The 15,316-nt window shown below is 71.8% G+C and carries 15 protein-coding genes; 4 read left to right on the top strand and 11 right to left on the bottom strand.

From position 1 onward, the window contains the following. Positions 1-118: 118 nt before the first annotated feature. From AB0M46_RS09680 to AB0M46_RS09665, 4 genes are all read right to left on the bottom strand, one after another. Positions 119-775, bottom strand: a complete 657-nt coding sequence (locus tag AB0M46_RS09680; protein ID WP_363334284.1) for a response regulator transcription factor — start codon at positions 773-775, stop codon at positions 119-121. Positions 776-840: 65 nt separating this feature from the next. Further along, positions 841-2,430, bottom strand: a complete 1,590-nt coding sequence (locus AB0M46_RS09675; RefSeq protein ID WP_363334282.1) for a histidine kinase — start codon at positions 2,428-2,430, stop codon at positions 841-843. A 163-nt stretch (positions 2,431-2,593) separates the two neighbouring features. Further along, positions 2,594-3,379, bottom strand: a complete 786-nt coding sequence (locus tag AB0M46_RS09670; RefSeq protein ID WP_363334280.1) for a hypothetical protein — start codon at positions 3,377-3,379, stop codon at positions 2,594-2,596. Further along, entirely contained in the window at positions 3,376-4,260 is an 885-nt protein-coding gene (locus AB0M46_RS09665) for an ABC transporter ATP-binding protein (RefSeq protein ID WP_363334278.1), read from the bottom strand. The genes AB0M46_RS09670 and AB0M46_RS09665 overlap by 4 nt, the downstream gene beginning before the upstream one ends. Positions 4,261-4,543: 283 nt before the next feature. Here AB0M46_RS09665 and AB0M46_RS09660 point away from each other — a divergent pair, with 283 nt between their 5' ends. Further along, entirely contained in the window at positions 4,544-5,968 is a 1,425-nt protein-coding gene (locus AB0M46_RS09660) for an NAD(P)/FAD-dependent oxidoreductase (protein WP_363334276.1), read from the top strand. 46 nt (positions 5,969-6,014) lie between these two features. Here the strand turns inward: AB0M46_RS09660 and AB0M46_RS09655 are convergent, their stop codons facing one another. The 3 genes from AB0M46_RS09655 to AB0M46_RS09645 form a co-directional block, all read right to left on the bottom strand. Beyond that, the gene (locus tag AB0M46_RS09655) at positions 6,015-6,467 is read right to left on the bottom strand and encodes an NUDIX domain-containing protein (protein WP_363334274.1); all 453 of its coding nucleotides are present in this window, start codon (positions 6,465-6,467) and stop codon (positions 6,015-6,017) included. 329 nt (positions 6,468-6,796) lie between these two features. Beyond that, a complete protein-coding gene (locus AB0M46_RS09650; protein ID WP_363334272.1) occupies positions 6,797-7,333 on the bottom strand; it encodes a GNAT family N-acetyltransferase in 537 nt (178 codons plus the stop codon). A 50-nt stretch (positions 7,334-7,383) separates the two neighbouring features. Further along, positions 7,384-7,839 carry a hypothetical protein gene (locus AB0M46_RS09645; protein ID WP_363334270.1) on the bottom strand — a complete coding sequence of 152 codons (456 nt, stop codon included), beginning with the start codon at positions 7,837-7,839 and terminating at the stop codon, positions 7,384-7,386. A 9-nt stretch (positions 7,840-7,848) separates the two neighbouring features. Here AB0M46_RS09645 and AB0M46_RS09640 point away from each other — a divergent pair, with 9 nt between their 5' ends. Next, the gene (locus tag AB0M46_RS09640) at positions 7,849-8,337 is read left to right on the top strand and encodes a DUF3592 domain-containing protein (protein ID WP_363334268.1); all 489 of its coding nucleotides are present in this window, start codon (positions 7,849-7,851) and stop codon (positions 8,335-8,337) included. A gap of 19 nt (positions 8,338-8,356) precedes the next feature. Here AB0M46_RS09640 and AB0M46_RS09635 read toward each other — a convergent pair whose 3' ends face one another. The 4 genes from AB0M46_RS09635 to AB0M46_RS09620 all read right to left on the bottom strand — a co-directional run bounded on the left by AB0M46_RS09635 (position 8,357) and on the right by AB0M46_RS09620 (position 12,318). Further along, complete coding sequence (locus tag AB0M46_RS09635) at positions 8,357-9,364, bottom strand: magnesium transporter CorA family protein (RefSeq protein WP_363334266.1); 1,008 nt, start codon at positions 9,362-9,364, stop codon at positions 8,357-8,359. Between the two features lie 100 nt (positions 9,365-9,464). Next, positions 9,465-10,685: a DUF6596 domain-containing protein gene (locus AB0M46_RS09630; RefSeq protein WP_363334264.1), complete on the bottom strand. Its 1,221-nt coding sequence runs from the start codon at positions 10,683-10,685 to the stop codon at positions 9,465-9,467. A gap of 2 nt (positions 10,686-10,687) precedes the next feature. Further along, complete coding sequence (locus AB0M46_RS09625; protein ID WP_363334262.1) at positions 10,688-11,014, bottom strand: YciI family protein; 327 nt, start codon at positions 11,012-11,014, stop codon at positions 10,688-10,690. A 188-nt stretch (positions 11,015-11,202) separates the two neighbouring features. Next, the gene (locus tag AB0M46_RS09620; RefSeq protein WP_363334260.1) at positions 11,203-12,318 is read right to left on the bottom strand and encodes a helix-turn-helix domain-containing protein; all 1,116 of its coding nucleotides are present in this window, start codon (positions 12,316-12,318) and stop codon (positions 11,203-11,205) included. A gap of 127 nt (positions 12,319-12,445) precedes the next feature. Here AB0M46_RS09620 and AB0M46_RS09615 point away from each other — a divergent pair, with 127 nt between their 5' ends. Further along, positions 12,446-13,696 carry a YncE family protein gene (locus tag AB0M46_RS09615; RefSeq protein WP_363334258.1) on the top strand — a complete coding sequence of 417 codons (1,251 nt, stop codon included), beginning with the start codon at positions 12,446-12,448 and terminating at the stop codon, positions 13,694-13,696. A gap of 403 nt (positions 13,697-14,099) precedes the next feature. After that, positions 14,100-15,316, top strand: a 1,217-nt coding sequence (locus AB0M46_RS09610; RefSeq protein ID WP_363334256.1) for a condensation domain-containing protein, incomplete at its 3' end; no start/stop codon positions are given.

Raw genomic sequence — 15,316 nt, 5'->3', positions numbered from 1 at the left:
CCGGGATCGCCGAGGCCGGGGGAGGGCGCAGGAGGCGTGGTGGGCGACCCGTCGTTGGGCGATTTCGCGGGGCGCCGCCGAGAGCGGTTCCCTATCCGCGGCGGGGTGCGCGCGGGCGTTAGAGCGGCGGGAGCAGGCCGGCGTCGTGGGCGAGGATGGCGGCCTGTACTCGGTTGGTGCAGCCGAGTTTGCTGAGTATGCGGCTGACGTGGGCTTTTGCCGTGCCTTCGCTGACGAGGAGCGCTTTGGCGACGTCGGCGTTGGATGATCCGTTGCCGATCAGGGTGAGCACGTCGCGTTCCCGGTCGGTGAGCACCTGCAAGCGCTGGCGGGCGAGGTCGCCGCGGGTGTCTTCCGGGCCGATATAGGTGTCGATCAGGTGACGGGTAATTTTGGGCGACAGGATGGCGTCGCCGTTGGCGGCGATCCGTACCGCCTGGATGAGCCCGTCCGGCTCGGTGTCTTTGAGCAGGAATCCGGCGGCGCCGGCGCGCAGGGCGCGGGCGACGTGTTCGTCATCTCCGAACGTCGTGAGCATCACGACGCGGGTGGCGGGGGTGAGCTTGATGATGTGCTCGGCGGCGGCGAGGCCGTCGAGTTTCGGCATCCGGATGTCGAGCAGCGCCACGTCGATGCGGTGGCGTCGAGTCTGTTCGATGGCCTCGGCGCCGTCGCTGGCCTCGGCGATGATCTCGATGTCGGCTGCCGTGTCGAGGACGAGGCGTACCCCGGCCCGAATCAGGGCTTCGTCGTCGGCCAGCAGTACGCGGATCATCGCGATGCCTTTCTTCGGTTGGTCCGGCCGCCCGTGACAGCGGGCGGCCGGATGCTACGCGGGTGTTAGGGGTTGGATTCTCCGTTGGCGATGGTCAGTTCTCGCTTCTCCACGAGTTTGTCCTCGACGTAGCAGAAGCGGTATGCGTGGTACGGCCCGTCTCCTTTGTTGTCTTTGGACAGGGCGTAGTCGCACACCGACCCGGCTGGCTTCGGCGGCTCTTGGCCTTCAACCTTGGCGATCTTGCCGATGGAGCCGACATCGCCGATCGTTTGCTTGACCTGCTCACGGGTTTGGCCGACCTGAACTGACGCGTACTGGGCCGGCGTGATCGCGGCCTTTTCGGCCTGCTTGCCCAGGATGTAACTGCCGATGGTGACGCAGCCGCATGCGAGGACGACGGTGCCGATCAGGATGCCCACGATGGTCTTTGCGGTTTTGGACATGGTGCCGGTACTCCCTGCTGACAAAGCCTTGCTGGGGTACCTAGCGTGACCTTCGCCCACGGCTGACGGCGTCTGCATTTCGGCTAGTCGTGGCTGGTCGATGTGCGGATCGCGGCGGTCCGGCGGGGCCGGCGGGGCGGAGATCGGCAACGACGCCGTGAGCACGAACTCGCCGTCCACCTGTCCGGCCGACACGGTGCCGCCGGCCAGGCGGGCGCGCTCGCGTAGCCCGGCCAGGCCGAGACCGGTGCTCGGCGGCGGCGTCCGCGGCGGCTGGATGGGGTTACGGATGTCGATGGTGGCCCGGGTGCCGTCGTGATGGATGGCAATGTGGGTCGGCGCGTGTGGCGCGTGCTTGTGCACGTTGGTGAGCGACTCGCGCACGACGCGGTGTACGGCCCGGCGCAGCGTGGCGCTGGCGGCGGTCAGATCGTCGCCTTCCCAGCTGACGGTGACGGGCTGGCCGGCGGCCCGGGAAGCCTCGGCCAATGCGGCGATGTCGGACTTGGTGCCGGCCTCGGCGTCCGTCGTGTCGTCGGAAGGCCGGCCCGTGTCGACGCGGAGGATTCCGAGCAGGCCGCGCAGCTCGTCGAGGGCCGAACCGGCGGTGGCGCGAATCAAGCCGGCCTGGGAGTTGAGCGACGGCTGCTGTTCGCGGGTCCGTAGTTCGAGGGCGCCCGCGTACAGCGAGATGAGGCTGAGTTTGTGGCCGAGGAGGTCATGCATCTCCCCGGCGATGCGGGCCCGTTCCTGCATCCGGGCGCGCAGGTCGCCGAGGCGCTGCGCCTGTTCGAGGATGGCGTTGCGCTCTCGCAGCATTTCGATGCGTCTGCGGCGTTCGCCGACAATGGCACCGACGGCGGCCGGGAACAGCATCAGCATCATGACGTAGCCGGAGGCCAGGACGGCGGTTTCGAGCCAGTTCAGCGGGCGCGGGAGCCAGAAGAACGCATTGCCGACGGCGGCCAGGAGCGTGATGGCGAAGCACGGCACCGCCTGCCGGGCTGTCGTGAGGCGCCGGCCCGCGCCGTAGGCCAGCACCGGGAGGGCGGGGATGGCCACCGGCACTGCGGAGATCAGCGCTACGGCCGCAACCGACGCCCCGGGCCAGCGGTACCGGGCCAGCAACGCGGCTGCGGCAACGGCTATCGGCAGGGCGTGCCATGGGTGGCCGGCAACGTCGGCTACCGCGATCCACACGTACAGCACCGGCAGGGCGAGCCATCTGGCGAGCCGCCCGCGACCCATCCCAGATACCGCCCGCCGGGCCACCAGAAACTCTTCGCGGCCGCGGCCCAGCAGGGCCGTGTACCGGTTCACACCCGCCTCCCGGGACGACGCGCGGCTGTGGCCGCCCTGCCGGACCTGACGATCATCCTATCGGCGAGCGTAGCCGGAACCAGGCGACCAGCGAGGGCAAGATCACCCAGAATAGGACCGCGGTCACGGCTGGTAGCAGGGCTGCGCCGGTCGCGGCCCCGGAGGAGATCGCGGTGACCGAGCCGGTGAGGTCCAGCCATCGCCCGATCCCGGCCGAGCCGATTTTGATCATGGGAGCGAGCGGGGCCAGCACGTAGCCGACGATGATCGACGCTGCGACGCTGCGCGTGGCGGCACCGAGGGCGAAGCCGATCATTGCCTGGATCAGCACCGGCAGCAGCAGGACCCCGGCGGGACGGGCGACACCGAACGCCGCCGCCGGACTGTGGCCCTGCACCGTCAGGACGATCATGACCAACGCGATGGACAGCACGGCGAACAGCGCGGTGACCGCCGTGACGATGAGCAGAAACGAGGCCAGGCACGCCGCTAGCCAGCGGGCTCGCCGCGGCGCCACGGTCAGCACCACCAGGGCCCAGCGTGTCTTGAACGGCGCGCACGCGGCCAGGGCGCCGATCGCCAGCCACAGCAGCGAGAAGGCAACCGAGGCGAAGGCGAGGAAGCTTTCCGCGGTGGCGGCCGTGGGTGTACCAGAGGTGTGCGCCGTGGCCGCGGTGACGCTGGCCAATCCGGCGGCGAGCGCCAGGAGCGAGCCCGCCACGACGGCCCGCTGTGCGCGCCAGATCCGCAGGTGTACCAGGATCAGTCGGCCGAACGGCACCGGCTGGAGATACCACCGCATGGCGCGGGGTTCGGTGCTGGTGGACAGGTCGCTCACTGGGCTGGCCCTTCCGCGGTGATGAGCTGGTAGATGTCGGAGAGCTGGTTACGTTCAGCGGAAAGCTCACGCACGACGAGACCCTGCGCCGCGGCGATCTCACCCACCTCGTCGGTCGTCGCCGCCTGCACCCGAAGGGTTCCGCCCGGCAGTGGTGTCACCCGGCGACCGAGTTGGTCCAGTGCCTGGGTCAGCGCGGCGGGCTGGTCGACGCGGACCAGCACGCTGTTGGCGTCGAGGAGTTCACCAATGGCGGCATCGCGCGCCACGTGGCCCTTGTGCATGACGACGATGCGGTCGGCCACCTGCTCGACTTCCTGCAGGTTGTGGCTCGAGATCAGGACGCTGCCGCCGCGCGCGGCGTGCTGCGTGACCCAGCCACGAAGCTCGTGGCTGATCACGGGGTCGAGCGCGTTCGTCGGCTCATCGAGGATGAGCACCTGAGGGTCGCTCACCAGCGCCACCGCCAGTGCCAGTCGCTGGCGCATGCCGGAGGAGAACTGGCCGATCTTCTTGCCCGCCACCGCGGACAATCCCACCTGTTCCAGCATCTGCGGTACCCGCGAGATGGGCGTGCCGGACAGTTCACCGGCCACCGACAGCATGGTGGCGGCCGTCCAGGTCGCCGGTAACGCCGACGCATCGAAGGACGCCGCGATCAGCCCGCCGAAACGGCCGATCTGTGGCACAGGCGTGCCGGCGATGGTCACCTCGCCGGAGTCCGGCCGGACAAGTCCCAGCGCCATCTTCATCAAGGTCGACTTGCCTGCGCCGTTATGGCCGACGAGGCCCACCACCGTGCCACGATCCACCCGTACGGACACTTCGCTGAGTGCCGGCGTGGAACCGAAGCTCTTGTGAACGCTTTCGAAGGTCAACACTCGTCAGAAGGTAGGGCGGCCACGGCCCCGCCGAATCTGCCGATCTGCCAATTCGCCGGGCCAGAAGACAGCCGCAGCCAGGCCGGACGGGCACCCGGTGGGCCGGCTTCAGGGCACGGGTGAACGAGCACCCGGCGGAAATGCGCCGGCGCGACCCTGTTCGTCCTGTACGCAGAGTGAGGGCCTGAGGGAAATTGCCGTGGCGGCTCGGGATCACCGGTTCGATCGCCGGCTTGCTGGGGAGGTGACGCGGGGCTGCATTTCAACGCTGGAGGGGCGCGTCATGGCGGACCAGGATGACATCTTCGACGTGGTGGTGATCGGTGCGGGGCCGGTCGGGGTGACGGTTGCCGCGCGCGCCGCGCGGGGTGGCCTGACCGCGGCCGTGGTTGAGGAGCGCCTGGCCGGCGGCGAGTGCGAGTACTACGCGTGTGTTCCCAGCAAGGCGCTGCTGTGGCCGATGGAACTCGCGGCCGAGGTGGGCCGGATGCCCGGGCTGCACCTGCGCGGCCCGATCGACACCGCCGAGGTGCTGGCCCACCGCGACGAGACGGTGTCCCACCGCGACGACGGCCACGTGGTGAACGCGATCGAGAAGTTCCCGGCAACGTTCGTGCGGGGCCACGGACGCCTGGCCGGGCCGCGGCGGGCCGAGGTTGTGACGCAGGAGGGTGGCATCCGCACGCTGCGGGCCCGGCACGCCGTCGTCATCGCCACCGGCAGCAAGCCGGCGATGCCCGCCCTGCCCGGGTTGGCGCAGGCCCGGCCGTGGACCAACCGGGAGGCGACCAGCGTCCAGCAGGTGCCCAAGCGGCTGGTCGTGATCGGTGCCGGGCCGGTGGCCTGCGAGATGTCCCAGGCGCTGCATTCCCTCGGCGCCCAGGAGACGACCGTGCTCGTGCGCGGCGAGCGGCTGCTCGCCCGGGCCGAGCCGTTCGCCGGCGACATGGTGGCGCGCGCGTTGCGCGAGTCGGGCATCGACGTGCGTTTCGGCCGTGCGGCCGTGCGCGTCGAGCGGCCGGTCCCGGGCGGCCCGGTGACCGTGCACACCGACGACGGCACACAGATCGACGCGGACGAGATCCTGGTCGGCGCCGGCCGCCGGCCGGGGGTCGACGACATCGGGCTGGAGAGCATCGGCCTGCGCGTGGACGGCCCGCTCGAGGTCGACGCCAGCATGCGGGCCACCGCCGTCGCGGACGGCTGGCTGTACGCCGTCGGCGACGTCAACGGCCGCAACCTGCTCACCCACATGGGCAAGTACCAGGCCCGGGTGTGCGGCGACGTGATCGCCGCCCGCGCCAACGGCACCCCCGACGAGGCGCCGGGATTGCGCGACACCGCCGACGACCGGGGCGCCCCCCAGGTCGTGTTCACCGAGCCGCAGGTGAGCATGGTGGGGCGCACCGAGGCGCGGGCCCGCGCCGACGGCTTCACCGTCCGGACCGTGGAGTACGACATGGGCGAGGTCGCGGGCGCCATGGTCCGCGGCGTCGGCTACGAGGGCCGGGCGAAGCTCGTCGTCGACGAGGACCGCCGGGTGCTGCTCGGGGCCACCTTCGTCGCCTCCGACGTGGCTGACATGCTGCACTCGGCCACCATCGCGGTGAACGCGGAGGTCCCCCTCGATCGGCTGTGGCACGCCGTCCCGCCGTTCCCGACCGTCAGCGAGATCTGGCTGCGCTTGCTGGAGCAGTACGGCCTGTGAGGGCCGCCGCGGCGCTCGGCACCCGGTCCGAGTGGCGCAGAGGCGCCTAGGTCGGCAGCGCGCGGGCCACGGTGTCGTGTAGCAGCTGGTCGAACGGCGGGCTGTTCTGCAGAATCCGGGGCAGCTCCGCCCGGCCGAACCACGCGTACTCCGTGTGCTTGTCCCACTCCAGCTTCGGATCCGTGAGATCGCCGCCGACCTCGACCACGTAGCTCACCTCGTGGCGCTGCACCCCGTCGTTGCCGGTGTAGACGACCACGCCGAGATCCCGCACGACCCGTTGCAGGGTCCACCCGGTCTCCTCGGTGATCTCCCGCGCGAGCGCCTCGCGCAACGTCTCGCCGGGCTCCACATGCCCGGCCACGAGGTCCCAGCACCCGGGGAACAGCGACCGGTCCGGCCCGCGCCGCTGCAGGAACGCCCGCCCCCGCTCGTCGAGGATCACCGCCCCGACACACCACACCTGTCCCGCGTCCGGCACCGCGTCCAACTCGTACATGCCGGCACTGTATGCCGCCGGACGGCGTCTGTGCCGGCCCGGCGGCCCGGCCCGCCGGCAGCCAAGCGAGCAGCCGCACGAACGCCTCTTGGACGCACTCCTCCGCCTCTGCCCGACTTTGCGCAACGAGCGCGACGACGCCGACGAGCCGCACGTAGCAGGCCGCGTAGAGCTGGGCGGCGCCGTCCTCCGGCGGCGAGGAGCGCTTCATACCTCCTATCACCCCCGACTTGGCCGGCTGGTTCCCTCACATCAACGACGTTCCCCATCGCCGGTGCCGCATCAGGCATCCTTCGCCTGTTGTGCGGTGAGCGGCGTCGGCGTGACGGTTACGGAAGATGGGGCACAACCGGTCCGAGGGACAGCGTCCGGCGCATGCAGACACGCGGCCACCGGTCCAGGCCATGTGCCGTCTCGCGCTCGCGGATCTTCCGCAGGCCGGGCGTGAGCCCGCTGTCGTCCATGGGCTGAAAACCGCAGCGTGCGTAGTAGGGGGCGTTCCACGGGACCTGGGTGAACGTGGTGAGGGTCAGGGCGGGTGTGCCTTCGCCCGTGGCGTGCGCCGCCAGATGCTCCAGCAGCGACCGGCCGAGACCGCGACGCGCGCTGTCCGGGTGTACCGAGACCTGCTCGATGTGCAGGTTGCCGTCGACGCGGTCGGCGATCAGGTAGGCGACCGGAGCGTCGGCGTTGTTGGCCACGACCCAGGCCAGCCCGGTGTGGTGGTAGCGGGCGAGCTCGCCGAGCGGGAGCGGCTCATCCTCGGCGATCTCCGGCATGCCGATGTCCCGGAAGCACTGCCCGGCGGCACGCTCGATGTCCTGGAGGACCGGCAGGTCGTCCAGGCGTACGGCTCGCAGGTGCATGGACGCATTCTCCACAGCACGCCAGATGACGCCACCGAATAAGGCCCGCATCATGTCGGTTGAGCGGACGACCTTCCGGCAAGCGCCGACCCCATCGCCGCCAGGCCGTATGCAAGTGCGGCCTGGAGTCCGTAGACCCACCAGGCATGGTTGACGCCGCCGGAGCGGTAGAACGCCAGGTAGATCGGAAGCATCAGCACTTCGCCGAGCAGGCCGACCACCCACGGCCGCGGCACACCGAGCAACCGCAGCACGAGCGGCCCCAGCCACGGCAGGACCAGCAGCAGGTACGCGAGCAGCTCCAGCAACGGCCAGACGTTGAACCGTGCCGAGTTGCTCCGCTCCTGATGCAGCAGCACACCCGCCACTGGGGCGAGCAGGACGAAGCCGACCCCCGCGGCGAGCACGGCGGGACGCCAGATCGATGCTCCAGGTACCGCGCGCCCCGTCACGCTGGTTCCTTCCGCTTCGTGCCGGCCGTCAGTGTTGACGAGCGCCGTGCACATAATGATCGCATGGTAGGGGAGCACGAACGGCAACGGCGGTTGGACCGACCGGCGATGCGCCCTCGCCGGAGGCGCCCACGGCACAGCGCGCCATACGCCAACACGAAAGCGTGGGCCGGCGTCGCCTGCGCCACCATTGGCGGGCTGGCATTGGTGTTCATCACGCTCCAGATGTACTACGACCGTCGGATCCTGCAGGAGCGTGGACTGGTCACAACGGGCGACATCGTGGCGGTGTCCTACGGTAGGAGCGGTCCGACCGCAGCGGTTCGGTTCGCCACCGCAGACGGAAGGACCGTCCAGGCCAACGTATCCAACCCGGGCGATGCAACCGAGGTCGAGGTGGGGGCGCGGATGCAAGTTCGGTACGACCCGAAGGACCCGACCCGCCGGGTGCGAGACGCGGACGGCGACGCGGACGCCCCGTGGCCGGTGGGTCTCGGCGGAGTCGTGCTCCTGGTCGCCGCCGCCTATAGTGCCGCTCGCGTGCGTACGTGACGTCGCCGCACGGACTATCTCATTCGTCGGACCTGGTCCAGCCGTTGGAGCGGAACCACCACCACATCCCTGCGGCCGCGACGGTCATGGTCCCCAGGCCGAGCGCGACGAAGGTCCACACGCCGCTGAGAAGATGGCTGCCTTCCCAGTCGAAGTTCATCCCGAAGAATCCGGTCAGAAAGCTCAATGGCAGGAAGATCGAGGCGATCACCGTCAGCTGCTTGGAGATCTCTCCCTGCCGGTTGGCGACCGTGGAGAGATAGAGGTCGGTGCAACTCGACACCATCTCGTGATAGGAGTCCAGCTCGTCGGTGATGCGGATCAGGTGGTCGTAGACGTCCCGGAAGTAGTCGTGGCTGTCGGCCTCGAGCCCGGCCAGGTCGGCGATCGCCTCGGCTTCGCGGGCGAAGACGTCCCGCATCGGCACGACGGCCTTGCGCAGCTGCATCAGTATCCGCTTGAGCCGGAAGATCTCCTCCAGCTGGCGCCGGCCGGCCCCGGCGACGATCGTGTCCTCCAGGTCGTTGATCTCCTCATCGAGGTCGGCGAGGATCGGGAAGTAGCTGTCCACGACGGCATCGATGACCTTGTACACGTAGTACTGCTCGCTCTTGGCCGCCGTCATGCGGTGTACCAGCGTCTTCAGCTTCTCCAGCGGCGGATAGGGCGCGCGGTGCAGGGTGACAATGTAGTCCCCGGCGATATAGCAGTGGATCTCTTCGAGGGGGTGCGGGTTCTCGTTCTCGGGCTGGGATTCGACCCCGCCCTGCAGCACCAGGAGCGCCGAGTCCGCGTACGTGTCGAGCTTCGGACGCTGCCCGAACCGGATGCTGTCGTCGACCGCCAGCGGGTGCAGCCCCAGCGCGGCGCCCAGCCGCTCGACCTGCGCCGCGGTCGGGTCGGTGACGTCCAGCCAGAAGAACTCGTGCCTGTCGCACAACTCGGCGATGAGGGCATCGTCAATCGAGTCGATGATCCGCATGGCTATGCTCCACAGCTCGGCTCGCGCGGACACAGCGCTCAGCACGTCCGCACCTCGGGGGATTCAACGGCCAGGCTACGCGCGCCGTCGGCGCGCTGGCCGCAAGGCGCGGCCGGTGCCGGGAACAACGCCGGGGTGGTGCGGTTCAGGGGCCGGCCAGCTGGTCGCGGCGGCGGACGAGGTACGCCCGCTCGGCGGTGTTGCCGGCCAGCGCGATGGCCCGGTCGTACGCCGCCCGCGACTGCGAGCTGCGGCCCAGCCGGCGCAGCAGCTCGGCGCGGGTGGCGTGGAAGGCGTGGTAGCCCTCCAGCGGCAGGGCGTCGAGCTCCGCCAGCGCGACCTGCGGGCCGTCGAGCTCGGCGATCGCGACCGCCCGGTTGAGCCGCACGATCGGCGAGGGGTCGAGGCGGGCCAGCTGGTCGTAGAGGGCGAGGACCTGCGACCAGTCGGTGTCGCGGACGTCGGGGGCGTCGGTGTGCACGGCGTTGATCGCGGCGAGGATCTGGTAGCGCCCCGGCGCCTGGCCGGCGGCGATGCGCGCGCGGACCAGGGCGTGGCCCTCGGCGATCAGCGCGCGGTCCCAGGCGCCGCGGTCCTGCTCGCCGAGGGCGACGAGCTCACCGCTCGCCGACACCCGCGCGGCCCGGCGGGCCTGCGTCAGCAGCATCAGCGCCAGCAGCCCGGCGACCTCGCCGTCCGCCGGCAGCAGCGCGCGGACCAGCCGGGTCAGCCGGATCGCCTCGGCGGTCAGGTCGTTGCGGACCGGCTCCACGCCGGGGTCCGAGGCCAGGTAGCCCTCGTTGAAGATCAGGTAGAGGACGGCGAGCACCGCGGTCACCCGGGCCGGGAGGTCCTCGCGCGACGGCACGCGGTACGGGATCCTCGCCGCCTTGATCTTCGCCTTCGCGCGGGTGATCCGCTGGCCCATGGCGGTCTCCTGGACCAGGAACGCGCGGGCGATCTCGGGCACGGTGAGCCCGCCGACCATCCGCAGGGTCAGCGCGATCCGCGCCTCCATGGCCAGCGCGGGGTGGCAGCAGGTGAAGATGAGGCGGAGCCGGTCGTCGTCGATGGCGCCGGGCGGCTCGGGGGTGTCGGAGAGCATCAGCGCCTCCTTGTGCTTCTCCTCGCGCTTGGCCTCGCGCCGGAGGCGGTCGACGGCCTTGCGGTGGGCGGTGGTGGTGAGCCACGCGCCCGGATTCGGCGGGACGCCGTCGCCCGGCCAGCGCTCCACGGCGGTCGCGAACGCCTCGGCGGCCATCTCCTCGGCGATGTCGAGGTCGCCGATGCGTCTGGCCAGGGTCGCGACCACCCGGGCCCACTCCTCGCGGTGGGCCCGGGCGATCGCCTCGCCGACGTCGGCCATGCCTACAGGAACGGCCTGAGCTCGACTCGCCGGTTGCAGTGCTTCGACCCGAGGGCCGCGAGCCGCAGCGCCACGTCGAGGTCGGGGGCCTCGACGATCCAGAAGCCGACGATGTGCTCCTTGGACTCCAGGTAGGGCCCGTCGGTGAACACCGGCTCCCCGTCCCGGCCGTCGACGACGGTGGACGAGCCGGGCGACGCGAGGCCGCCGGCGAACACCCAGTGGCCGTCGGCCCGCAGCTGCTCGTTGTAGACGTCGATCGCGGCGTCCTCCTGCGCGGTGGCCAGGTTGGCCCCGTCGTGGAGGACGGACATCAGGTACTGCGCCATCGCGGATCATCTCCTGTGCTCGTGTGGCCGCCCCTCCGGACCGCCTCGCACCCCTGCTACGAACGACACTGCCCCGATCCGACAGGCCCCGCTGGACTTCTTCGAGGAATCTTCGTCCGGCGGGCGGCCGGCCGCGTCGGCGGGGGTGCCCGTCCGTGGAGAGAAGGGTTCGGGCCCGCAGCGCCGGCTCAGGCGGCGGCGCGGTCGAGCCACGTCCGCAGGGCCCACCACGTGCGCAGCGTCGTGAGGACGGTGGCGTCGTCGAGGGGGAGCGGCGCGCGCTCGTGCAGGGCGCGCAGGCGGTAGCGCACCGTGTTCGGGTGGACGTGCAGCGCGGCCGCGGTGCGGTCGAGGCGCTGGCCGTGGTCGAGGTAGGCCAGGGCCGTAGCGGCCAGCTCGCGGTGGAACGCGTCGGCCGGGTCGAGGGCGCCGAGCACGGCGTCGGCGAGCAGGGCGGCGAGCTCCGGCTGGGCGGCCAGGGCGGCCTCGCCGGCCAGGTCCAGCGCCGCGAACGAACCGGGGCGGGCGAACCGGGCGGCGCCGCCCAGGGCCGTCACGCACAGCCGGTAGCCGTCGGCGGCCCGGGCCAGGGGCAACGGCGGGCCGGCGACGACCAGCACCGCCGGGTCGGCGACGCGGGCCGGCGCCCGCGCGACCAGGCCGGCCAGGCGGCCCTCGACGGTGCCGAAGACGCCGCCGCACGCCGCCAGGCGCGCCTCGAGTGCCTCCGCACGGCCGGGGTCGGTGATGTCGAAGAGCATGCAGCGGTACGTCAGGTGCTCCCGCAGCCCGACCGCCTCCACGTCGTCCGTGGACGCCGGCGCCGTGCCCGGGCGCAGCAGTGCCCGTAGCACCGCGTCGCGCTGGTCGCGCCGGCTGCGGGCCAGGGCGCGCTCGGCGGTGCGGTGGGCGTCGGCGACGTGCCGTTCGAGGGCGCAGACGTACCGGTCGAAGTCCAGCGCCGCCGACAGCAGCACCTCGTCGGCGATCCCGGCGGCGCGGCCGCGGGCCACGGCGATCTCCAGCAGCCGGGTGCGCGCGGCCCGCACCCCGCCCAGCAGCGCCGCGATCGGCACGCCCTGCGCGGCGCGGTCGGCGCCGAGGCGCTCGGCCTCGGGGAACGAGCTGTCCTCCCCGGGCCGGCGGAACGCGGCCAGGCCGGCGGCGAAGAGCAGCGCGACGTGGCGGCGGCTCTCCTCGACCGGCAGGCGGGCCACCTCCGGGGCGGCGTCCCGGGCGGTGGCGACGAGCTCGTCGACCAGGCCCTCGTCGCCGGCGAGGGCGGCCAGCAGCGGCGCGAGCATGGACCCTCCGTGTTGTGGGCGGGCGACAACCGGGCGGCGCCGCGTTGTGCGCGGCGGCCTATCGAGCATCGGCAATGGGCGATTTCCTGAAGGCTACCGTTCGGTAACGCATTCCAGGGAGAGCCGCGTGACATCGAACCCCGCACCGCGCCGGCGCGCCGCCACCGCCGGCCTCGTACTGCTCGCCACCGCCCTCGTCCCGCTCACCACCGCCGCCGCGCCGGCCGCCGCCGCGCCCGCGCTGCAGGAGGTGATGTTCGTCGGCAACAACTGGGACGGCACCGTCGACGTCATCCACTCCAGCGGCACCTACGCGAAGCTCGGCCGCGTCAACGTGGTGCCGGACAAGAGCCAGCGGCTGCTGGAGATCCACCTCAACCCGGTCAAGCTCGCCTTCTACCTCGGCGTCCAGCAGGGGCCGGGCGAGGGCCACGACCAGCTCGTCGACGACATGTACACCACCCCGGACGGCGCCGCGCTCGTCGTGTCCCGCCCGAGCTTCGCCGACGTCGTCTCGATCGACCTGCGCACCGGCGCGCTGCGGTGGCGCTTCCCGGTGTCGGGCTACCGCGCCGACCACATGGCCGTCTCGCCCGACGGCACGCAGGTCGCCGTGTCCGCCTCGACGTCGAACACGGTGCACGTCCTCGACATCAACACCGGCCGGCAGCTCGGCTCGTTCGGCGCCGGCGACAAGCCGCACGAGAACATCTACACCGGCGGCGGCCGGTACCTGTGGAACATGTCCATCGGCGAGGTCAACACGTCGCTGGACGACCCCTGGCTGGACTGGACGAAGGGCGACCGGCACATCACCGTCGCCGACGCCCGCACGTTCCAGGTGGTGCGCACCATCGACATGCGCCCGCGGCTGGACGCGTTCGGCCGCTCCGACCTTTCCAACGCGGTCCGCCCGGCCGTGTTCACCCCGGACGAGGCGACGCTGTACTTCCAGGTCTCGTTCTTCAACGGCTTCGTGGAGTACGACGTCGCCGGCGACCGGATCACCCGCGTCAAGGAGCTGCCGAAGAACCCGGCGACCAGCCCCGACCGCACCACGTGGGTCAACGACTCCCGCCACCACGGCCTGTCGATGAGCCCCGACGGCGCGAAGCTGTGCGTGGCCGGGACGATGGACGACTACGCCACCGTCGTGGACCGGGCCACGCTGCAGGAGGGCGCGCTGGTCCCGGCCAGCAAGCCGTACTGGGCCACGATCAGCGGCGACGGCCGGGACTGCATCATCTCCGAGTCCGGCGCCGACCAGGTGACCGCGATCAGCTTCGCCACCGGCCAGAAGGTGACGAGCGTGCCGGTCGGCGACCACCCGCAGCGGGTCCGCATCGGCCACGTCGCCGCCGGCTGGACCGCGCCGTAACGCGCTCGCCTTCAGCCGCCAGCGCGGATCGGCGTCGATCGGCTATCCGGTAACGATCTTGCATGGATCCTGCGAGCACCGCGACGGTCCGGACCGGGGGTCCGGACCGGGGGTCCGGACCGTCGCATCGACGCGAGGCGGGAGGCACGGGATGGCCGGGCGGTGCCGCAGGCCGGGCGGCGGGGCGGCGGGGCGGCGGGACGTGCGGCGCCTGGTCAACGTACTCGACGGGTGTCGATCGTGCAAGATCATGCCAAACTGGAACAGATTTCTTGCACAAGTCGCATCGAGAGTTTCATTTGATCGTCAAGGGCTTGCTCTCTTGATGATCTGCGGTACTGTCACGCTGGCGACCCCGGCCACCGCCCTTTCCACCCGCCGCGGGAATTGTTAACTTTCCTTCGTGAAGCGACCCGTCACGCCCACGACCTCGGAGGATTCGGTCATGCTCAATGCCTCGCCCCACCGCGGCGCCACCGATGCGGAGACGGGGCTGTGGCTCACCGAGCGCCTCGGCGGCGCCGGCGCGAACTACCACATGCCGGTGCCGGTGCGGCTGCGCGGCCCGCTCGACCGGGCCCGCCTCGCCGCCGCCTGCGACGCCGTGGTGGCCCGCCACCCCGCGCTCGCCAGCCGGTTCGAGGAGCGCGACGGCGCCCCGGTCCGCCTCGACGCGCCGGCGCCGCGGCTCGAGGACGGCGACGACCCCGACGCCGCCATCCGGGAGCCCTTCGACCTGGCGACCGGCCCGCTGTGCCGGTTCACGCTGCACGACCAGGGCCCGGACGGGCACCTGCTGCTCGTGGTGGCGCACCACCTGGTCTTCGACGGGTTGTCCAAGGACATCCTGCTGCGCGACCTGGCCGCCGCCTACCGGGGCGAGCCCCTCGAGGCGCCGGTCGCCGCCGCGCAGGAACAGCCGCCGGCCGAGCCCGACATGGCGGCGGCGGAGGCGTTCTGGAAGGAGCGCGACGCCCGCCTCGACGAGGTCGTCCTCTTCGGCCGGACCATCGCCGCCCCGGCGCGCCCGGAGGCGGCCGGCTCGGTGCCGGTCGACCTGTCCCGGGCGGCCGCGGCCGCCGAGCGTGGCGGGGTGTCCCGGTTCGAGGCCACCCTGGCCGCGCTGCACGCGGTGCTGCGCGCGCACGGCAACCCGGACGCCGCCGTCGCCGTCGACGTGTCCACAAGGGACGACGCGACCGCGCAGACCATCGGCCTGTTCGTCAACGAGCTGCCGGTGCCGGCCGGGCCGGCGGACACCTTCCGTGACCTCGGCGAGCTGCTGCGCGAGGAGATGCGCGCGTTGCGCCCGTTCCGCCAGGTCCCGTACGCGCGAGCGGTCGGCGGCCTGCGCCCCCGCGCCGCGCTGGCGCCGGTGTCGCTGAGCTACCGGCGGCGCATCGACCCGCCGTCCTTCGACGGGCTCGACGCGACGGTCGAGTGGGCCCCGTTCCTGGGCATGGTGCGCGGCGTCGCCCACCTGCTGGTCGTCGAGGGGCCCGACGGCACCGAGGCGCACCTGCGGCACAACACGCGGCTGCTGGACGCGGCCGGCGCGCGGGCGCTCGCCGACGAGGTGACCGGCCTGCTGGCCGCGGCCGCGGACGACCCCGACGCGCC

Origin of the sequence: Dactylosporangium sp. NPDC051485 (assembly GCF_040682015.1) — a bacterium.
Lineage (GTDB): Bacteria > Actinomycetota > Actinomycetes > Mycobacteriales > Micromonosporaceae > Dactylosporangium.
Note: the sequence above shows the minus strand (reverse complement) of the source record. Positions and strands in the feature narration are given on the sequence as shown.